We start from the raw sequence: 19,976 nt of genomic DNA on the forward strand, positions 1-19,976 counted from the left end.
AAAAGGACCGTTTCCGGATGAAAACTAAATATATCCGGCAAATAAAACAGGGTGCCTTCCGACCATCGATACGGTAAAGCACCCTGCGTTTATCAAATTAAAAGCGGAAAAAGGTTACTGCCCCAACCGGGACATGGCTCCCTGTAAACGCGCGAGAGTTTTTTCGCGTCCCAGGATCTGCATGATCAAACAGATGCTGGGACCGGTGGTACCGCCAACCAGAGCGACACGGGCGGGTTGCGCCAGTTTGCCGAACTTCAGACCGGTAGCTTCAAGCACGCCTTTAAACACTCCGTCGAGAATGTCTTCCTTCCAATCGTCGCAGGATTCAAGCGCAGCCGACAACGCTTCGAACACGAAACGATTATCCTCAATAAGAAATTTTGCCGCAGCTTTTTCATCGAACTGGATATCGTCCGCAAAAAAACACCGGGCCTGCTGTGCCATATCAACCAGTGTCTTGGAACGGTCCTGCAACGCCACGACGATGGGCTCCAGGTCGGCGATATTCGCAACATCGATGCCATCGGCCGCAAGATGTCCGGCCAGCAGCTGAGCAAGCCTGCCCGGGTTCCCGGTTTTTATGTAATGGCTGTTGAGCCATATAAGCTTTTCGGGATTGAAAACACTGGCCGACTTGCCGATATTGTCCAGGCTGAAGAGCTGAGTCAATTCATCCTGGGTAAAAATCTCCTGATCGCCGTGGGACCAGCCAAGGCGCACAAGGTAATTCACGAGAGCTTCGGGCAAATAGCCCATTTCCTTATATGCCATAACGGAGGTGGCGCCGTGTCGTTTGGACAGACGGCTCTTATCTGCCCCCAGAATCATCGGCACATGAGCGAAATCGGGCACGGGATAGCCCAGAGCTTTATACAACATAATCTGACGCGGCGTATTGTTGATATGGTCATCTCCGCGCAGCACCAGATTGATGCCCATTTCGGCATCGTCAACCACAACGACAAAATTATAGGTCGGCGTACCGTCCGTGCGCTGGATAATCAGATCATCCAACTCCTCGTTCTGGAAAGTGATGTCGCCCTTGATACGATCGTGGAAAGTGGTCGCCCCTTCCTGCGGAGCCTTGAAGCGGATAACATAAGGCTTATCGTCGCAGACTTCCTGCAATTGCCTGCACGTACCATCGTATTTAGGTTTGCGCCCGTCCTGCATGGCCGCTTCGCGTTTTTTCTCCAGTTCTTCCGCAGTGCAATAGCAACGATAGGCTTTCCCCTGTTCTACCAGTTGGTCGATCTTTGCGCGATACAAATCAAAACGATCGGATTGGTAAATGGGCCCTTCATCGCAACTCATACCGAGCCAATCCATGGCCTGAAGGATGGCGTCGACCGACTCCTGGGTGGAACGCGCCACATCGGTATCCTCAATTCTGAGAACAAATGTACCCTGTTCTTTACGCGCCAGAAGAAAATTAAACAAAGCGGTCCTGGCCCCGCCGATATGAAGATAGCCCGTAGGGCTAGGCGCAAATCTCACGCGCAATTTGGACATTGGATTCTCCTGTAAGCTTAAAATGAAAATGGGCTGTCGATTGGACAGCCCACACTTTTATACTGCAAAGGGATTGGCTTGACAAGTGATAATTGCCTCTGGATAGCGCCTTCAACCTCTACTCGACAACCACCCCGGCATAACCGACCACTTCGGATTGGTCCCCCGTAACCTCGCCGGAGTTTCCATAGCAGACCAGACGGCCCTTTTGGGCCCCAAGACATTGCGCCGCAGCCAACATAACGACCGTGGAAACGACGCCACACATGCTGATGTTCTCGCTGGCCACCGTGCGATATAATCCTTCCGGGTCGAGATCACAAACATGTTTGAGTGCCATATGATCTTTTTTCCGGGCCGCTGCTCCGGGTTCGTAATGCGTCATATCGGAACTGGCCACCAGCAAAACCGGTTCTTTTTCCGCGGCCAATACCTGGCCGATAGCATTGCCCAAGGCCAGCAATTCTTCATAAGGTACCGGAGCCAGACACAGGGGCACGATTTGCACATCGGGGGCCCTGACCTGGAGAAAAGGGATTTGAACTTCCAGCGAATGTTCGAAGCGGTGAGCGAGATCGTCGGCCATAAGCCGCGGATGGGCCTGAAGAACTCTATCAGCGAGACCCTCTGCAATGGGCACTTCTCCCAAAGGAGTAACCCAGCTACCTTTGGCGAACAGGGCCAGAGATTCACCATATCCGGTATGGTTCGGTCCGATCACCAACACTTTGGAGGGAATATCCACGCACCCGAAAGTCTGTCCGGCAATGGCTCCTGAGAACACATATCCGGCATGAGGGACCATAAGTCCGATAGCCGGGTGCGATTGGGTGGCTTTTTCCAGGTATGTTTCGACCATGGAGCGCAAACTTTTTGGATCCGCAGGGTAAAACTGCCCTGCAACAGCTGGCATGCGTCGCATTCAAACCTCCCCTGTACTGACAAAATGCTGCGGATTGGCGATCCGCCGTCTCACAACATTCCTCGATGATTGTACCTACCGGGACGTTTCACTTTACCATGTATCCCATGTTTGGCAATCTCCGCAGACAAGGATTCCAAACCTTGGGGAAGCGTCGAAAAATCCGGAAGGCGCTGCAGGGAAAGTTGATATGCAGGAAATGCACAGGACAAAAAAAAGAGCCAGCGACAGTATCGCTGGCTCTTTGAATTTGTTATGGAGGCCCCGACCAGATTCGAACTGGTGATGGAGGTTTTGCAGACCTCTGCCTTACCACTTGGCGACGGGGCCCCATGTCTCAAAAGCTCGATAGTGATATCAGATCGTGCCCCCGAGTGTCAAGAGTAAAAAATCAACTTTATGATTTATGTGCCCGAAATCCCTCACGGTTGGCGCAACGCCCGGATAAGTTGCACATACTGATGCTCCTCAAAGGGGATTTCGTAAAACAGTGCACGCAAAAAGCCGTGTTCCGATCCATCCAGTGCTCCGTATAATTTATTTTTGAGGCGTGTCACAGGGTACATCTCGGCTGAGTTGAGTATGGAAGCAACTCTGGAGTTAAACGGTTCACTCAAGGGCTCCTCGAAGAGCAAAGTCAGCGGTCGGGCATTGGAGAGATCTTCTTTGCCGACGGCCTTCATGACGCGATCGACATCGGTGTTATCGCTATCCCGTGCGTCAAAGATTTTTTCAAGAATTATAGCCTTACGATAAAAACCGTCTTCGGTACCTTCCGATTCACGAATCACATTGAGATACGTATAGGCATTTAACATAATGGCGGGAATTTCCTTGCCAAGATGCGCCACCATCGGATTAAAGGGCGTGTTGTGATTGGCCAGCCACATATCGACCACTTTGGATTGTTCCAGTCGTGCGGCAATAGGGGTAATGTATCGGAAGTAATCTTCAACCCGACCATCCAGGTTCGATTGATATGCCAACTGCAAAATACTCGTAACATCAGCAGGAAACAATTCGACAGCCTGCAGCTGATATGCAAAAAACAGGGCTTTTGCTTCTACGCCGGTGCTATATTCGGAAAGCTGCTGGTATAAGTCGGCAAGCTCACGGGCGGCATAAGCCGCCAGGAAATAGGCATTGTCCGGAACGATGTCCTGATCGATACGCGCATGCCTCTGAAACAGAGCACAGTACTTCAATAGCGGGCTCTCTACGGGGAACAGCGTTTCTATTTCATAGGCTTTGCGACGGGACTTGTAGTAGTCGGCAAGCATAATGGAAAGTTTACCGGTGGCATCCCACAGGCGATGCATGGAAATCAGGTAATTGCCGCGCTTGTAATATCCGTCTGCGGTAAAATTGCCGTTTGGAGCGGCATGAAGTGCCAGCAGGTCGAACAGTTCAATACCTTTATCCAGGTACGCAACGGCCATACCCGGCAGTTTTTCGAAGAAGCGCGTCGTGGCAACAGGATCGTTGGGATCGATCATGCGCCTGGTGACATAGGTCAAAAAACCCATGTACTGTCCCATAATCGTCGCCCTGCCCTTATTCGTGTCCGCCCAATAATAGGCTAACTGATAAAATTTACGTGCCGCATTGAATTTGGCGACCAGTTCATCGGGCTCCGTTGCCGCTTCGAAATCATTGCGATTGGCCGTCGCTTCAAGAAAAGCCACGGCAAAGTTAAGATTGTAATTATCCGAGGAAACTCCGTCCATCCTCTCGACAATGGCTTTGACGAGATTTTTATAACCATTTTCGAGAGTAAGCTTGTTCTCGATGGACAAAATCACTGTGCCCAGGGATGACAGATTGGGCATTTCCTGTTCGATAATCGCTCTACGGATAACCAGATGGGCAATGTTTTCATACAAGTGGGGCAACTCTTTAACAAAACCCACTTTGGCACGCGTGTCGTCCATCAGAATGTTATCGACTTCCTGTTTCAGCACGGTATTTTCCCACAAGGAATATACCGAGGCGACAAAACCGGGACTGTCTTTATCCGCCATACGCCGGTACGCGGTCAGCAGATGCTTCCAAAACGCTACATCTCCCTGCGGATCCTCATCCGGGAACACCGACAAAGCGGTTTCGGCGTTGTCCAGATGCACCATTTCGTCGTTTGCCAGATACAGACAGAATTCCGCGAGAGCCAGGCGGTAATACTGGCTTAATGGCTTGCCGACAAAGAGACTATCCTGTTGCAGGCGCCCATCGGGACCGGTGCCGGACGTGAGAGTATCGATCAATCCATCGCGGTAAGTTTCGAGACTGCTCCCGTACTCCATGCTTTTTTCCTGCAAAAGACTTTGCAGGTCGCTTTTGGGATACCAGCTGAAACGATAAGCAACATCCAGCAGATTGTCCCACTGAGCTGCACCAGCCAGGGCCGGCAAAACCAACAGCACTCCAAGAACGATTGCCAATTTCATTGATTTCATTGAACGAGCCTCACTTCTAGGGATTAACGCATTGTATAGCAGTACGAAGCGCATCGCACCTATCGCCAAAATTTTCAGGATTATAAACATCAACCTGCAACGTGTAGGCGTTCTCAGGGTATTTGTAAAAGAAAACCATATTTCGGATGGAACATTTCCCTGCAGTATCAAGCTCGGTGGCCAACCTGGTTTTCAAATCCAGTTCCGCATCGGGATCGATACAGGCCTTGAGTTGGTTGAGGCTGATCATCCGCGCAGGGTCGTAGTGACCTTCTTCGACACCGTTGAAATCGATCGCGCCTGAGGCCAGACCATCTCCGACAGGAGCGGAATTCGACAATTCGGTACCACCCAGCGCTCCCGAAGCGGTTCCGGAACCAACGAGAACCGGCACATCGACATCTTCGGCTCCGCCAATAAGACCGACCCTTTCGCCTACACTGCGGGCGGCGTAATCGGACGGTGCCACAGCGGCCGTTCCCGGATTCCCTGCCTCGGCAACATTTCCGGCAACTCCAGATGCACCGCGAATGGCGACGGCGGGACCGCCCGTTGCCGGCACGAAGGTTTTAGCGGTGCCACTACCCCGCATACTTTGAGTGGCATGAGAAACTTTAAGATTGCGTGATACACCCCCACTCGAGGGAAGATCGACCTCCGTTGCGGATCCGTTCGATAACCTTGGGGCACTGCGTGTGGGCATAGCCGAAGATGCCGTTTGGGACGTTTGACTGTAACGACCTTGCAGCGAGGAAGAACTTATTTCGAGCTCATTCGCCGAGCGCGCAGCAAAGGATGCGTCAGGCCGTCCGGCAGGCATCGGTCCCGAAGTCGGCGCGGCGTCACGGTATGTACGGGCCACGGTGCGTGGTCCCGGCAGCAGCGTGTCGTTCGTCGCCTTTTTGGGCAAGGTTACCACTTGCCGAGGCCTGGCCACAGGTACGGATTCAGGCCGCACAACCACCACGGCCGGCGGTGTTTTAACAGGTTTGGGTAACGGTAAGGATCGCGGCTTTTGCACTGTTTTGACCGGCTCGACCGGAAGTTGCGCCGGAGGTGGCATGACGACATCGACAGGTGCGGGTTCCGGTTGAGGCTCCTCAAGTACCATGGCAAGGATTTCAAGGGGGGGATTGTCCTGCTGCTCCATAGCTGGCAGCAAAAAGCTGGCAAGGCCGAACATCATAATCAGGAACAAGGATGCGGCGACCACGGAAAATATCTGACCCAGCGGAAAATCCCGCTTCAGCAGACCTGCCCAAACGCCCCAGAATCCTACCGAGGCGGAATGCAGTCGCTGTTCGTGAGCGACAACCTGCGCACGCCCTCTTCGGTCCGCATAGATATCCTGGGTAGCGCGCGGCTGGGGAATGTTGCATACGCCCCAACCATAAAGACTTTCCTTCAGAAAAATCATGGTCCGGACTCTCCAGCCTCAGTTTCCGTTTGCACGACAGTACGGGTGCCATCCGTCCAAACTCTGGCAATAACGCCGGCAGCGTATAAAAAGTCCTGGCTCAAGGAACTCTTTTCCGGTAGAAGCATGGGACGGATATTACGCTCCTTGAGCGCTGTCAGGGCCGGCAACAAGTCTTCCTTGGCAAGGATCTGCGCATCGCTGGCAGGGGTGGTTTTACCAACGCCCGCCTTGATCAATCGGTAAGGCGTGGGGTGCTTTTCCGACACAGCATACACCTGCAGTTCCCAAGCTTCCTGAACTTTGGCGATGGGAGCCATCTTGCCGTGCTCCGGCACCACCGGCACATCCATTTCAGCCAGTTTAATAGTAATATTGTCTGGCGCACTCGGAATCAGGCTGAGACTGATGAGGAGCAAAAAGGCCAGATCGGTAAAGGAAAAAAGCCAGGTTTGGCCATTCTTCATTTTCATAACGGTCACCAACCTTATTTATCGGAATCGTCTACTGCCAACTGTGCAATGGCCGCCAACCCCTCATCAATACGCCGGTGCGCAAGGGCATAAAATACCTTGCGAAGAAATTCCAGGAAGGTGAAACAGATAAGAGCGATAAAGGTTGTATAAAGAGCTGTGGCAATCCCGGCTACGGTTATCTCGCTGTTGAGGGTTCCGGAATTGGCAAGAAAATGGACAACCATACCGATAATGGTACCGATAAAACCCATGGGAGGCATAAGATTCGCCATCATCCCCACCGGATCCAGAAATTTCTCCTCGAAGTAACGCTCGCTGAACTGAAAAGCGGCATCACGAATAAAGGCATCCGGCGGGATAACCTTATCCGCGGTGCCACGTTGCTGCTCCTGTTCATAATGCAATTTGGTACGGGCAAAGAACGAGGCCGAGATCAATGCCAACGGCATTTTGATATCGGTATTTAAGTTGTACAGCGATTGCCGTCCTGAAAGCTTTCGGAAATCGTAGAAAGCGAGAGCTCGAAACGACTGAAAAGACTTGATAAGTGCAAACCCAAATATGCAGGCCATGATCATATAAACAATGAGTTGCAACAACCCTGAGTAGCTATTGATCAGGTAAGTCAGAACATCGATAATTCCGTTAGACAATACGTTGAAAATGCTTTCTTGTTCTGGCATATACATCACCTCTGATATAGTTCCGCAACAACCGATCCGCGCGTGACCTAAGAGTAATTAATTTGGAGTAAAAAGTTTGGCCTCAAGGCTGGCAGCGCCTTCGGCTAGACGGGTACAGCCCATCTCTGTCGGGTCCACAACCGCGTTTTGAATGGCGGTATCCTTTTTATAGCGTTTGTTGAACAACTTTAAGAGCTTCCTGGCACGGCTATCCTGCCCGGTTTCTTCATAGATAAAAGCACTCAGGAGATTGACTTTGGCGACCTCAAGACGTGTCTCCACATGCTGCTGAGCCTCTGCGTCCTGAAGAATCGGCATGGCATAGAGTTCTACATATTTTTGCACTTCACAGCGAAAGCCCTGACCGTTACAGGGTTTCTGGGCCTCTTCCGGAGTCATGCGCCGATGGGTATCCAACTCCAAAGCTGTCAGGCGAAAAACCTTAAGGTTCTGCCTGACATTTTCCAGATAAAGTTTTTTCTGTGGGATAGACATGTGCCCCAACACAGGTGCTTTAGGCCAATCGGCTTTGTTACAGGCACAGCAACCGGAAAGTGCCAGAATCAGAACCGCCACCCCCAGCAAAAGAGCTTGTTTTCTCATGCATGACTCCTTCAAAGATTCTTTCGCGTATAAAAGTTAACCAGATATCACCAATAATTCCATTAATCTGACGTAGATCGCATATGCCGCGGCATACCAGGGAACCGAAAAGCCCGGCCCCAAGCTTCAGCATACCTGGCACGGGACGTCTTGCAACATGTTCCCAACACAATCTTAAACACCTCGAAAATTCATCGGCCCCATGTTCAACACCGCTTATCAGCGATCCAGGGGGCACCCGACAGCGTTTACCGGTGTGCCGAAGGGCGTTTCGGGACAATGGTCAAGCGCATCTTCAACGCCATCCGCATCGCGGTCGCCTCGCGTTGGTGCAGGACACCCTGCCGCGGTTACGGTCACCCCCTCAGCCGTTTCCGGACAGAGGTCGCGATAATCCGGAACCCCATCGCGATCGGCATCCCTGGAGCACCCACGGCGAGTCACGGCAACTCCCGGGGGAGTTTCCAGGCACTCGTCCACCGCATCCAACACGCCATCGCCATCCGTATCGAGATATTCCCGCGTTTCCTGAGGCGTACCAAGCTGGAAAACCACCCCTGCCGAACATACCAAGTTCCAATATGTGTCAGACTGATGAGCGGAATCACCGACATTGATGTCCAGGGTGGGACGGATGTCACCCCGCAAGGCCAGGTTTTCTGTAATGAAATACTTGACGCCGCCGCCAAAATTCAGCTGGAGATCGTCATCTGAACTCTGCCCTTCCGGCTTGATGAACAGGGCACCGGCACCGCCGGCAAGATAGGGAACCAGACGCCCGAAGGGACGGAAATGGTATAGAACATCGACGTGTGCATCCAATAAATGAACATCCCGTCCTACATATTCTGAAGGCGAGTAAGCCAGGACCCCTTCGACACTCCAAATCTCGGAAAAATTATAGCCGACGGCAAGGCCGGCGTTGATCGAATCGTCGAGCGCCTGGTTACCTTCGACCAGGCGACCACCGACATATGGCGAGACAGTAAAGACATGGTACTTATTTTCAGCCATTGCGGTACCAGACAGCGTACTGGTGAATACGAACAAAAAAAGAGCATAAAACAACAAGTTCTTTTGACGCATAACCATGATCTCCTTGGATCCCATATAAAAGCCTTCATTGCACAACAAACCGACAGCCTCTTGTCTGACCTGACAAATGCTTGAAACAGTATAAGGTTTCACCTCGACGGATCGACCATGTAATAGCATACACATGAGACCACTTAAAGAAAAAAAACCTGGAATGCGGCACGGATAGGTATAACCGAAACCTCTGCCTGACGGTGGCCTTGAGCACATAACCGTAGCAATAACCACACCACTAAAGAAGGGTAGCTGAAAAGATTTGGCTGTCGCGACACTACGAAAGCTAATGCACTGCAGACAACTGCCCGGCAATTCGAGAGTCTGAATTGGCCGTCAGCTGTTTCATATCGGTAAGTACCGCCATGGCCTCCCCCACATACAAATCCCCAGAGATTTCATCCGCCAGATTTTCAAAATCCTTATCGGGGGACAATCGTTTGGAGGCCAGATCCTCTACGAAATCTTCGGCGCCTGCTGCACGCAGAGCCGATCGCTCCTCAAGTATGTCGGTCAGCCTGACAGACCGCAGGGTATCCCGACTACGCTGGCGATTACGTCGTGTTTCTGCGACAATGGCATCAAACCGGTGCCCATTTGTGACTCTTTGTTCGCTTAAACGACGTAATTCGGCCACATTCGGAAGGCGACTCCAGCGCTTGAATGGAACGTTCGTGATCGTATCCCAGGGCAACGCATATTCGATATATTTTTCCCCGGATTCAAGAAAAGCCAATCGATCAGGCAAATGAATATCCGGCTCAACCCCCTTAACCTGAGTAGACCCGCCGTTTATCCGGTAAAATTTCTGCACGGTAACCTTTAAGGCACCCAAGGGCTTGAGTTTGGCCAGAGGACTATAGGTTAGCGGCTGATCCATGTCGAAAATAGCCTGAACCGTCCCTTTGCCATGCGTCCCGTCCCCACCCACGACAACGCCACGCCCATAGTCCTGTATCGCACCAGCCAGAATTTCAGAGGCCGAAGCGCTGAATCGGTTGACCATAACCACCAGCGGACCGCCATAGACGATACCCGGATCCTCGTCTTCAAAAACACGGATATCTCCATCACTGCTTTTCACCTGAACCACGGGGCCTGAGGCAATAAACAGACCGGCAACACTAATGGCATCGGACAGCGAACCGCCGCCGTTATTCCTTAAATCCAGAACAAGGCCGGTTATTCCCTGTTTTTTAAGCTGCTCCAACTCGCGCCGGACATCATCGGTAACATTGCGTGCCTGTCGTCCCTCGCGACTGCCCTGAAAATCTCGATAAAAAGAGGGAATCCGCAAATAGCCATAACACTGGCCCTTGTGACCGGAAACCGGCACCGTGGTACTTTTGGCAAAACCCTCTTCGATTTCGACAACATCACGAGTGATGGCAATCACCCGCTCGGCGCCGGTCGGCTTACGAATAGTCAGATGTACTTCCGTACCCTTCTTCCCTCTGATCAAACGCACGGCATCGCGTAAACGGGTTTCAGTGACATCTATCGGCTCCTGGTTCCCTTCTCCGACTTTAAGGATGATATCTTCAGCGGCCAGCTGCCCCTGCTTGGCAGCAGGACTCCCGGGGATGATTTCAACGACCCGGATGAACCCGTCATCTTCTCGCAAGGTCGCCCCGATACCCTCCAAGGAACCCTTCATATAGATTTCGAAATCTTCCAGGGCATCCGGTGCCAGATAAGCCGAATGCGGATCATAGGCTCGAACGAACGCATTGAGAAAACGCTCGAAATGATCTTTTTCCGTCTGCTCCAAAAGGCGATCGAGAAGATGCTCCGTACTGCGCCGCACCTTTTGAACAGCCTGTTCAAGCAGGGCAGCGTCTATGACGGCCTTGACCGGAAGGGCTTTATGTTCCGACGATGCAGCCGCCTTGTTTTGTTCTTCATACAGTTGAACATAACGCATCAGCACCTGGTATTTGAGGATCTGCTGCCAACGGTTTTTTAAACCGGCCATATCCTCGGCATAGTCGATTTTTTCAGGATCAGTCTCAAAAACCTCGTTGACCGTAAAGTCGAACCCATGATCCAGAATCTCCGGAATCATCCCGGAAACCGTTTCCACCCGAAGCCGCAACAAACGCGCCCCGGTTTTAGGCAATGAAAGCTCGCCACGAACAATTTGATCATCAATATTGTGTCGTTCCGCACCCAATCGATCGATGTCCTCGCGAATAAGAAATCTTTTTTGGTAATCGAGTTGTTGGGCATACAGATCGAAAGCCGCTGCGGACAAGGTGTCATCGAGGGCTTTATGACTGAAATGATTGGTGCTCATTTGCTGGCTGATGAGATGCGTCAGGAGGCGGATTCTCAAATGCTCGAGATCTTCGGGAGGTTGTTGCGAGGCCAGGCCAACCCAGGAACCGGAAACTGCGATCAGCAAAATAACGGCAAGCAGATAAAAGCGTATTTTTTTAAATTTCATCAATGGTCATCTTTCAGATAACCCCACGATCACATGACAATGTTGATCCGGTGAACGGTAGCACGCGAAATACAACGGCAACCATCACCCAGCGATTCGGGGTATGTATGAGAGAAACAATCTGCCACAGGGCACCGGCATCAGGCTATCGCCGAGCCGGGCCCCGTTCTGAACATCTTCGTAAGCATAACTTTAATAACATACCTTGCAAGCATGCTCCGGTGCAACAATACCGGTGTAAGTTGTCGCAAATACACAACAGATATGCTCCTCCACCCTTCACGCCCGATGCCAGCCGACAGCTCTGCACGATCCACAAGCAGTACCTCATGAAGGGCGCTTTGTTCTGCTTAACTGCGCATAAGTGCTTCCAAAAGTTCTCGTTTCAATTCCGGCCAGAAGCCTACAATGGAAAGAAAGACATGCTTTTCCTGATGCGGCTACTGCTCATACTGGACAACAGGTACAACGGCAAGCTGCAAAATCGTGAAATTGACCGTTCCAGGAGGTAAACAGCGCTCGCAACAATCCCACTCTATAAGTGCGATACGGATAATCGTTTCAACTTTTCAGTATTTTCAGGAAATGGGGCAACAACTGTTTTTTACGGGACAAAACCCCTTTAAGTTCGAAAAGATCCGTATCGACATGGGGATACCCGACTCGAGCCATCAACTCACTGCGTCCGGAAAGCAACAACAGGCTGGTTGCCCTGACAATATCGGTCACCATCAACCCGCCAAGATCAAGACCGCGTTTTTGGCACAGGCCTTCCAAAGCAGCGGCAATTTCCATCCTTCGTTCCTGGAATTCGTCGAAATTGACCACCTCAACCTGCCCCAGACCAAAATGCTTGCCATCCTGGCTATATTCCTTGAAGTCGGACAGAATCAGCTCTTCCATCGTTCCATAGGCAGCCAAGGCGCTGCCCGCGGCGAACATGCGAGCGCCAAAGTCCTGGGGATCCAGATCCGCTGCCTGCGCAAGCCAATCGCTTAATTCACGATCGATATCGGTCGCGGTCGGGGACCGGAGCAATACCGTATCGGAAAGCAGACCGGCCAACAACAGGCCGGCGGTCTGGGCGTCGGGCGTTATGCCGGCATCTCTGAAAAGTCCGGCGACAACCGAACAGGTGCTGCCCAGCGGTTGATTGACAAATCGGATCGGGGCATCGGTCGGCATATTCCCGAGTCGATGATGATCGATGATTTCCAGAATCTCGACACGATCGGCCCCCGGTACGGCCTGACTCAATTCGTTATGATCGACCAGCATAAGCTTGAACGGGACCTGGGCCAACAGGGTACTTTTGGTGGCTACCGCCGTCACACGATGCGCCGCATCCAGTACCAGCACCCCCGGTTGCGTCGAATCCAGAAACCTGTAGCGCAGTGTTTCGAGCGACTCGTCCATCATGGCGGTGGAAAACTCGGTGGTCATGAGGCATTCGACCGGCGTTGAAAGGCGCGTCAGGGACGCGGTTGTCGCGGTATCGTAGGATGTGGCGAGTACGTTTGTACCGTTCGCCCGTGCAGCCTCGAGCACATCCGTATTAATCGGCTGCCCGCCCGTCACGACCAGAATCCGCACACCGAGCCTGGCAGCCTGGAGTTGGATATCGTCGCGATCCCCCGTTATCACCAGCAAGCGTGCCGGATCAAGCCCTTCCATGCGTCGACAGAAACTCTCAAAGGCCATGGCGCCGACATAAAGGTCAAACTCCTCCACCTCCTGCGATTGCCCGTCATTAAGCACCTCGGCGCCCAGACACCGCGCCAGGCTCAAAGGCGAGGTCTGAATGCGACGGATACGCCCTTCTTGCCCGGCAACGAGAAACTTTTCCGCGGCCTGGCGCAAAAAAAGCAACCCCAGAGCGCGCCCGTCCCTGTCGATGACAGGCAATGTTCCGATTGCATGATGGTGAAGCAGATCCAGCGCCCAGGCCAGAGGCGCGCCGGCATGAATAGTCACAGCAGGTTGCTTGACCACATCTCTGACTCGGGGCACCACGTCGGACAGCAAGCGAGGCGGCTCGACCCCCAGATGCTCCAGAACGAATTCCGTTTGCCGATTCAGATACCCGGCCCGCGCCGGAACCACGTTATCCATCCCCTGCAATCGACGTAAACGTGCATAAGCCAGGGCACTGCAAACCGAATCCGTATCTGGATTACGATGTCCTACAACAAAAATCGTGTCTCTCATTCATCCTCGCTGTCAAATTGTAAAATGGCGCGCACATCGCCAAGACCAATCACATCTTTCACCACGACCCTAACGGGACGCATTGTATTATCGAACCATATGAAAAGGTTGCCGTCCCCCGTATCAAAAACCTCCGGATCGAGGGTCACCTTCACCACCAGGCCATCATCGGGGGAATCCACCGCCTCGGAATGGCGGTCATTACCGAGCACTGAAATATCGATGCTAGACGGGACCCCTTTGGCAAAGGCAGGGATCCGGTACTCAGCCCCGCTGCGAAGTGGACCGAACAAACCGGCCCTGAAATTATAAAACGCGCCGAGTATATCGTAGGGGAATGGCCCCTCCCCCATACTGTAATGTCTGGCTTTTCGCTGTCGCCCATTTCGGGTCACCCTCTCGATAACCTGCCGATTGGTATAGTCGTAAGCCCAATGTTTCAGCCGCGTTTTGACCGTATTACCCACGGTTTTGTAGATATCGGCATTGTGACTCACCGGCCGCAGGGTTCCTTCCGCCGAAAGCTGCAACTCCGAAGCATAGCGCTGCACCCTATGGCTGGTCAGCCATGCGGCGACCCCCATGGTTTGCGCTTTCAGCACGGCTCTATATCGGTCAGGGACATCGGTTTTTTCGAGAGAAAATGTCCCGACAGCAAGGCGATCAAACCATAGAAAACCGATATCGTAGATCAGTGTTTCTCCGCAGAGCTGATCCAACGCCCTACGCACGGGACGGGTATCCGCTAAGGACGGCGACGCGTTCGCCAGGCCGATCGGACCACAGATACCTGAAAGAAACGCCATACAGATTAATAACGCGGCTTTCACTTGCTCTCTCCTTAGATACCGACGTATGCAAAAATCCGCTTCAGTCTAATCTTGAAACATTCAAAAGTCCACCGGCAGCGACGCAATCACAGCTTAATCCTTGACATGCATCCCGCGCACCACTACCATGCGCATACATTGGCGGCACCGCGAACAGGCGGATTGCACGCAATATCCAATCGAAAATTCCCTTAAATTGATAGAGACAGCCGAACCGATGGACTTCGACAAAACTAAAAATTATGCGCGCGAAGCGGAGATTCTCAAAGCTTTGGGTCATCCCGTCCGCCTGAAAATCGTTGCCGGATTACTCTCGGAAACCTGCAATGTTAAAAAGATCTGGGAATGCCTCGAATTGCCCCAGGCTACCGTGTCCCAGCACCTGGCACTGCTTAAGAGCAAGGGCATCATCGAAGGTCATCGTACCGGAGTCGAAGTTTTTTACACCGTCATTTCAGATGATGCTCGTCGCATCGTTCAAGCCGTATTTCAATTGAGTAACCCTTTATGATCCAATTGCACCTCCGGCCCGGGCATGACCGCCGTGTTCGTCGCGGTCACCCCTGGGTTTTCAGTAATGAACTCCAGCCTCTTCGTAACAAGATAGCTCCAGGTGAGACGGTCGAAGTGCTGACCGCCCAGGGCGAATATCTTGGCACCGGATACTACAACCCCCATTCACTGATCGCCGCACGCCTGCTATCCAGAAGCCGCGAGGACATCGACTCCGTCGATTTTTACTGCGAGCGCTTTCGGACCGCCTCCCGCATACGCCAAGCCATTTACGGCGAAGCCAACGCGGTACGCATGGTTTACGGCGAAGGCGATCATGTACCGGGTCTGGTGATTGACCGATACGACAATGTTCTTTCGGTTCAGTTTCTGACCTTCGGTATCGATTGCCGACGCGACCTCATATTGCAGGCCTTGCTGCAGGTATTTGACCCCGTTGCCATCATTGGCCGCAACAACGTGGCTGTGCGCGCCTTGGAGAATCTGCCGCAGGAAGTTGAGATTCTGTACGGCGAACTTCCCGAGCGCCTGGAAATCATCGAAAATGGCCTCCGTTTCATGGTCGATGTCCTGCAGGGACAGAAGACCGGGCATTTTCTCGACCAAAAAGAAAACCACCTCGCATTGCGCGAAAGGGTGGCGGGTAAACGTATTCTCGATCTGTTTTGCTATTCGGGCAGCTGGGCTATCCACGCAGCACGCTATGGCGCCAAAGAGGTCCTTGGCATCGACATATCCGCCGGGGCCGTGGCTTTGGCGCAGGAAAATGCGCGCCTGAATTTTCAGGATGCGACTTGCCGATTCGTTCAAGCCGATGTTTTCGACCGCCTGCGGGAACTCCACAGTCAAAAGGAGCGATTCGATGGCATCATTCTCGACCCGCCGGCGTTCATAAAAAACCGCAAGCGTTTACGTGAAGGCATCAAGGGCTATCTGACCATCAATCGTCGGGCCATGGAACTACTGGCAACCGACGGTATTTTATTTACCTGCACCTGCTCTCACCATATGGATCGGGAAACCTTTCTCGACACCCTGCGCAAGGCGGCGTTCCAGGCCGGCCGGGAGATGCGGCTGCTTGAAATCCGCGGACAGTCATACGATCATCCGGTTTTATGTTCCTGTCCCGAAACCGAATATCTTAAGTGCGCTGTCATGCAGGCATGCGGATAGAATCTTTCGTCCGGTTCATCGACACTTGTGTGCCACACCGTAAATGACGTGGTACGTTGCCGGCAAAAAGCCGTCAACGTTAAACCGACGGGTATAAAGCTCCTGCAAACGCGCCATGACTCGCCGTGACGCCAAACCGCGTGGTCGCCGCGACGACGCATTATGGGCGCCGACCCCCTTGATGGCGCGCAGTAAATCCGTCACCGTTGCATGATTTTCGCATTCGTTCTCTTCCCAAACGCGAAAGATTTTGAAACCCCCGTCCCGTAACGCATTTTCCACCGTGGCCTTGTCGGGCAAGGCAAGCATATGATCCGGAGCCCTGCCCTCCTCGCCGATCACCGACTCACGGTAACATTCTTTGAGTTCCCACAAGGTCTTTTCGCCAAAAAGTGCGAAAATAAAGATGCCCCCATCCTGCAAAACCCGTAAAGACTCGCCAAAAGCAATATTGAGGTCCTCCACCCACTGATAAACGGAGGAACTGCATATAACCGCCATGCTTCCGGATTTCAGAGACAGAGAACTGGCATCCAGATCAAGAGCCAGGGCGGCAGGAACGTTTTGCCGGGCCTGCACCGTCATGCCATGGGCCAGATCCGAGACAAGGGGACGCAATTGGGGATTTTCACGCACAATCTGCCGGGTCAGGTAACCTGTACCGGTGCCGATTTCCAACAAGCGCCCTGCAGAGGGGGCTTCCGCATGAACAAGGGATGCGACCCGTTGCGCTACCCGTTTCTGCACCTGCGCATGGTCATCGTAGACTGCGGAACTGGCAGAGAAATGCTGCCGAACCTGACGACGATCGATGGCGGTCATGCCAAAAAATCCTTGAACAACGCCGCACACTGTCCCGTACGGGTGACAAAGGGGGCGTGACCGACATGCTCCAATTCCACCCACCGCGCATCGGGCAAATGCCGGGACAAATACCTCCCCGCATCGACCGGTATAATTGCGTCACACGCCCCGTGAATCACCAGCGCAGGAACCCTGGGCCAACAGCGACGACGCAAATCGCTACGACCGAGGGTGTCCAGTCCGCCCAGTGCCGCCGCTTTGGTCGGTGGCGGAGAACTATCCAGTAACGCGTGTCGAAGGTTGAGGATCTCATGGTCATCGAGGTCCTCGCCCGCGAACTGACGGGCAAAAAAGTCATGCAATGCCGCCTGGGAGTCTCTGCTGAACTGGCGGCCCAAGACCTTCAGCTGGGTTGCAGGTTGTCCCGATTTCCAGGTGTCGCGCTGCACGAAACAAGGGCTTGTGGAAATCAATATGAGTTTTTTCAGCCGCCCACCAAGATGCTCCAAAAGTTCAAGCGCAACCATACCGCCGAGGGACCAGCCCAACAGGTAGCTATCCGTAATGCCGATAATACCGAGCCATTCTTCCATGTCGGCAGCTAATTGCGGCAGATCGTAGCCGGATCCCGGTTCGGAGTGTCCGTGCCCTGGCAGATCGGGGGCCAGTATCCGAAACGAATCGGACAGATTTTGCATCAAGGGTAAAAAGACGGACGAAGACATCCCCCAACCATGCAGCATCACCACAACAGGCCCTTGGCCCTGTTCACGATAACTGATGGTGCGGCCATCGCCGAGACGACAAAATTTCATAGTGGTCACGCTGAAAGAACCTTCCGAATCAAATCCGCGGCCCGCAGCAGGTCTTCAACCTGATGAGTTGCCATAAGTGTAGCCCGCAATCGGCAGCGGCCCTGCGGGACGGTGGGAGGACGAATACCCTGCACAAAGATCCCCTGAGCCTCCAGCCAGGCACTGGCTCGCATGGTCGGCTCGGGATCACCGGTAAGGATAGGAACAATCGGGGTTTCCCCGCGAACCTCGGGAGGCAGACTTTCGGTCAACTGTCCGGTAAACAGAGTGCATAATTTTTGCAGATTCATGCGGCGTTGCCGCCCCTCACTGCCATTGACGATATCGAGGGCGGCGATACCGGCCGCAACCACGCCGGGTGGCAGACTGGTCGAGAAAATAAAAGAACGGGCACGGTTAATCAAAAATTGCACCACAACATCCGGACCGGCAACGAACGCACCGAAGCCCCCCAGAGCCTTGCCGAGTGTCCCCATATGGAGATCGATATCCGTCAGGCACCCAAGATACTCCCCGGTTCCCTTGCCGCTATCACCGAGCACGCCGGTGCCATGCGCGTCATCCACCATAAGCAGGCAATCGTAGCGTTTTTTCAGGGCCACAAGTTCCGGCAACGGGGCAAGGTCGCCATCCATACTGAAAACGCCGTCGGTAACGATCAGCCACTGTCCTTTGCGCAACGGGGCTTCCTTCGCCATGAGACGTTCCAAAGCATGGGTGTCCCGGTGCGGATAGACCACGGTTTTGGCCCGACTGAGCCGACAACCGTCGATGATCGAAGCATGGTTGAGGCTGTCGGAAAAAATAACATCGTCCGCTCCCATCAACCCCTGCAAAATGCCGGTGTTGGCTGCGTACCCAGCGTTGAAAAGCAGCGCGCGTTGCGTCCCCTTGAACTGCGCAAGCTTGCTCTCAAGTTCCTCGTGAAGAGCCATGCTGCCGGAGACGAGACGACTGGCGCCGGTACCGGTGCCGCAATCCCTGGTCGCCCGGCAAGTTGCCTCGATAAGCGCGGGATGGTCGGCCAGGCCGAGGTAATTATTGGAACACAACAGCAGAACATCCTTACCGTCCAGCAGAACATGATCCCGCTGGGCGCCTGAAACGGTTTTCAGACCACGCAGCATCTCTTCATCGCGCAGATGGTCAAGAGTTTTCTGCCAGTGATCGAGCTTCATGCAGGCCACCTTTCGTCGGGGAATATGCGTCCGATGCGATCAATAAGCACCACTTGCCTTTCAAGGTACGGTATGAGCTGGGCCAGGTCGGCATCGGAACTCAAGAAAAAAGCCCGCCCCCCTCGAACCTCTCCGGCGGGTTTCAACAGGGGAAAACGCACATAACCGAGCGAAGCTCCCGCCACATACCCCGCGGTGTAGCCGGGATCATCGGACCAGCACAATTCGGCGATCACGCCGGGGGCATGGATCACTTTGGCGGCAAGCACCAAAGCTTCGCGCACGTGCGGATTGTCAAGACCTGCGGTCTGCAGCAAATTTTTCAACCTGACGCTCGTCTGTTCGTCAAGATCCATCCGCGACACCCTGACACCGCGATACCGGTCCTTTTCAAGACGCTGTCCGGTGGACGCATCCACCAACATCGCACCGCGCATACTGTCGCCGTTGGGCGCGGCGCCGCGCGCCATGGTTGCCATAGCCCGACGAGCTGCCTGTGGATTCACCCCCGCCTTTTCCAGCATCGACAAAGCCGCATCTCTGCCCTGCTCTACCGAAGCTACGCGAATCGTGCGAATATCGGGCAAGCCGTGACACACGATGTCCGCCGTATCAACCTTTTCAATGGACAGGAAAATCTGTTCGGCCTGCCCTTTATCATGGGCCAGAGCCCGCCGAACCATGGCGGATGCCAGAGCATGGAGGCGCTCGGCAGGGGCCAGGTTTTCTGCCCCTGAAATATGGCGTTCATCACAGGACGAACGCATGCGTATGCTGTAAAGAGACTCACTCATGGCAATGAAAATTAGCAGCGGAAGGTCGGATTGTCAACAATAAGGATATGAAAGGTT

General features: G+C 53.3%; 17 protein-coding genes and 1 tRNA gene. 2 read left to right on the top strand and 16 right to left on the bottom strand.

Annotated elements, in window-relative coordinates:
• Positions 1-114: 114 nt before the first annotated feature.
• The 12 genes from gltX to PCAR_RS09250 all read right to left on the bottom strand — a co-directional run bounded on the left by gltX (position 115) and on the right by PCAR_RS09250 (position 14,642).
• Entirely contained in the window at positions 115-1,515 is a 1,401-nt protein-coding gene (gene gltX, locus PCAR_RS09190) for a glutamate--tRNA ligase (protein WP_011341383.1), read from the bottom strand.
• Between the two features lie 118 nt (positions 1,516-1,633).
• The gene (amrB, locus tag PCAR_RS09195) at positions 1,634-2,437 is read right to left on the bottom strand and encodes an AmmeMemoRadiSam system protein B (protein WP_011341384.1); all 804 of its coding nucleotides are present in this window, start codon (positions 2,435-2,437) and stop codon (positions 1,634-1,636) included.
• Between the two features lie 256 nt (positions 2,438-2,693).
• Positions 2,694-2,767, bottom strand: a tRNA-Cys gene (locus PCAR_RS09200).
• Positions 2,768-2,859: 92 nt separating this feature from the next.
• Entirely contained in the window at positions 2,860-4,890 is a 2,031-nt protein-coding gene (locus tag PCAR_RS09205; RefSeq protein WP_011341385.1) for a hypothetical protein, read from the bottom strand.
• A 16-nt stretch (positions 4,891-4,906) separates the two neighbouring features.
• Entirely contained in the window at positions 4,907-6,307 is a 1,401-nt protein-coding gene (locus tag PCAR_RS09210; RefSeq protein ID WP_011341386.1) for a hypothetical protein, read from the bottom strand.
• A complete protein-coding gene (locus PCAR_RS09215; RefSeq protein WP_011341387.1) occupies positions 6,304-6,780 on the bottom strand; it encodes a hypothetical protein in 477 nt (158 codons plus the stop codon). The genes PCAR_RS09210 and PCAR_RS09215 overlap by 4 nt, the downstream gene beginning before the upstream one ends.
• A gap of 14 nt (positions 6,781-6,794) precedes the next feature.
• A complete protein-coding gene (locus PCAR_RS09220) occupies positions 6,795-7,466 on the bottom strand; it encodes a MotA/TolQ/ExbB proton channel family protein (protein ID WP_011341388.1) in 672 nt (223 codons plus the stop codon).
• A gap of 57 nt (positions 7,467-7,523) precedes the next feature.
• On the bottom strand, positions 7,524-8,069 hold the full coding sequence (locus tag PCAR_RS09225) for a hypothetical protein (protein ID WP_011341389.1): 546 nt from the start codon (positions 8,067-8,069) through the stop codon (positions 7,524-7,526).
• A 219-nt stretch (positions 8,070-8,288) separates the two neighbouring features.
• Positions 8,289-9,155, bottom strand: coding sequence for an outer membrane beta-barrel protein (locus tag PCAR_RS09230; protein ID WP_052643364.1), 867 nt, complete (start codon positions 9,153-9,155; stop codon positions 8,289-8,291).
• Between the two features lie 289 nt (positions 9,156-9,444).
• Entirely contained in the window at positions 9,445-11,604 is a 2,160-nt protein-coding gene (locus PCAR_RS09235; RefSeq protein WP_011341391.1) for a carboxy terminal-processing peptidase, read from the bottom strand.
• A 561-nt stretch (positions 11,605-12,165) separates the two neighbouring features.
• Positions 12,166-13,812, bottom strand: a complete 1,647-nt coding sequence (locus PCAR_RS09245) for a putative manganese-dependent inorganic diphosphatase (RefSeq protein ID WP_011341393.1) — start codon at positions 13,810-13,812, stop codon at positions 12,166-12,168.
• A complete protein-coding gene (locus PCAR_RS09250; RefSeq protein ID WP_011341394.1) occupies positions 13,809-14,642 on the bottom strand; it encodes a DUF3108 domain-containing protein in 834 nt (277 codons plus the stop codon). Before PCAR_RS09250 ends, PCAR_RS09245 begins: the two co-directional genes overlap by 4 nt.
• Before the next feature lie 217 nt (positions 14,643-14,859).
• Here PCAR_RS09250 and PCAR_RS09255 point away from each other — a divergent pair, with 217 nt between their 5' ends.
• Positions 14,860-15,153, top strand: coding sequence for an ArsR/SmtB family transcription factor (locus PCAR_RS09255; RefSeq protein ID WP_011341395.1), 294 nt, complete (start codon positions 14,860-14,862; stop codon positions 15,151-15,153).
• On the top strand, positions 15,150-16,328 hold the full coding sequence (locus PCAR_RS09260) for a class I SAM-dependent rRNA methyltransferase (protein WP_011341396.1): 1,179 nt from the start codon (positions 15,150-15,152) through the stop codon (positions 16,326-16,328). The genes PCAR_RS09255 and PCAR_RS09260 overlap by 4 nt, the downstream gene beginning before the upstream one ends.
• A gap of 15 nt (positions 16,329-16,343) precedes the next feature.
• On the opposite strand, the gene PCAR_RS09265 is transcribed toward PCAR_RS09260, so the two are convergent.
• The 4 genes from PCAR_RS09265 to PCAR_RS09280 are packed head-to-tail and all read right to left on the bottom strand — an operon-like array spanning position 16,344 to position 19,919.
• Positions 16,344-17,150 carry a methyltransferase domain-containing protein gene (locus PCAR_RS09265; protein WP_011341397.1) on the bottom strand — a complete coding sequence of 269 codons (807 nt, stop codon included), beginning with the start codon at positions 17,148-17,150 and terminating at the stop codon, positions 16,344-16,346.
• The gene (locus PCAR_RS09270; RefSeq protein WP_011341398.1) at positions 17,147-17,947 is read right to left on the bottom strand and encodes an alpha/beta fold hydrolase; all 801 of its coding nucleotides are present in this window, start codon (positions 17,945-17,947) and stop codon (positions 17,147-17,149) included. Before PCAR_RS09270 ends, PCAR_RS09265 begins: the two co-directional genes overlap by 4 nt.
• Before the next feature lie 5 nt (positions 17,948-17,952).
• Entirely contained in the window at positions 17,953-19,125 is a 1,173-nt protein-coding gene (gene bioF, locus PCAR_RS09275) for an 8-amino-7-oxononanoate synthase (protein WP_011341399.1), read from the bottom strand.
• On the bottom strand, positions 19,122-19,919 hold the full coding sequence (locus PCAR_RS09280) for a 6-carboxyhexanoate--CoA ligase (protein ID WP_011341400.1): 798 nt from the start codon (positions 19,917-19,919) through the stop codon (positions 19,122-19,124). The genes bioF and PCAR_RS09280 overlap by 4 nt, the downstream gene beginning before the upstream one ends.
• Between the last annotated feature and the right edge of the window lie 57 nt (positions 19,920-19,976).

This window comes from Syntrophotalea carbinolica DSM 2380 (genome assembly GCF_000012885.1).
Lineage (GTDB): Bacteria > Desulfobacterota > Desulfuromonadia > Desulfuromonadales > Syntrophotaleaceae > Syntrophotalea > Syntrophotalea carbinolica.

Excerpts from the sequence above, each read along its gene's own strand:
- gltX (WP_011341383.1), bottom strand. The coding sequence starts at position 1,515 with ATGTCCAAATTGCGCGTGAGATTTGCGCCTAGCCCTACGGGCTATCTT.
- amrB (WP_011341384.1), bottom strand. The coding sequence starts at position 2,437 with ATGCGACGCATGCCAGCTGTTGCAGGGCAGTTTTACCCTGCGGATCCA.
- PCAR_RS09205 (WP_011341385.1), bottom strand. The coding sequence starts at position 4,890 with ATGAAATCAATGAAATTGGCAATCGTTCTTGGAGTGCTGTTGGTTTTG.
- PCAR_RS09210 (WP_011341386.1), bottom strand. The coding sequence starts at position 6,307 with ATGATTTTTCTGAAGGAAAGTCTTTATGGTTGGGGCGTATGCAACATT.
- PCAR_RS09215 (WP_011341387.1), bottom strand. The coding sequence starts at position 6,780 with ATGAAAATGAAGAATGGCCAAACCTGGCTTTTTTCCTTTACCGATCTG.
- PCAR_RS09220 (WP_011341388.1), bottom strand. The coding sequence starts at position 7,466 with ATGCCAGAACAAGAAAGCATTTTCAACGTATTGTCTAACGGAATTATC.
- PCAR_RS09225 (WP_011341389.1), bottom strand. The coding sequence starts at position 8,069 with ATGAGAAAACAAGCTCTTTTGCTGGGGGTGGCGGTTCTGATTCTGGCA.
- PCAR_RS09230 (WP_052643364.1), bottom strand. The coding sequence starts at position 9,155 with ATGCGTCAAAAGAACTTGTTGTTTTATGCTCTTTTTTTGTTCGTATTC.
- PCAR_RS09235 (WP_011341391.1), bottom strand. The coding sequence starts at position 11,604 with ATGAAATTTAAAAAAATACGCTTTTATCTGCTTGCCGTTATTTTGCTG.
- PCAR_RS09245 (WP_011341393.1), bottom strand. The coding sequence starts at position 13,812 with ATGAGAGACACGATTTTTGTTGTAGGACATCGTAATCCAGATACGGAT.
- PCAR_RS09255 (WP_011341395.1), top strand. The coding sequence starts at position 14,860 with ATGGACTTCGACAAAACTAAAAATTATGCGCGCGAAGCGGAGATTCTC.
- PCAR_RS09260 (WP_011341396.1), top strand. The coding sequence starts at position 15,150 with ATGATCCAATTGCACCTCCGGCCCGGGCATGACCGCCGTGTTCGTCGC.
- PCAR_RS09265 (WP_011341397.1), bottom strand. The coding sequence starts at position 17,150 with ATGACCGCCATCGATCGTCGTCAGGTTCGGCAGCATTTCTCTGCCAGT.
- PCAR_RS09270 (WP_011341398.1), bottom strand. The coding sequence starts at position 17,947 with ATGAAATTTTGTCGTCTCGGCGATGGCCGCACCATCAGTTATCGTGAA.
- bioF (WP_011341399.1), bottom strand. The coding sequence starts at position 19,125 with ATGAAGCTCGATCACTGGCAGAAAACTCTTGACCATCTGCGCGATGAA.
- PCAR_RS09280 (WP_011341400.1), bottom strand. The coding sequence starts at position 19,919 with ATGAGTGAGTCTCTTTACAGCATACGCATGCGTTCGTCCTGTGATGAA.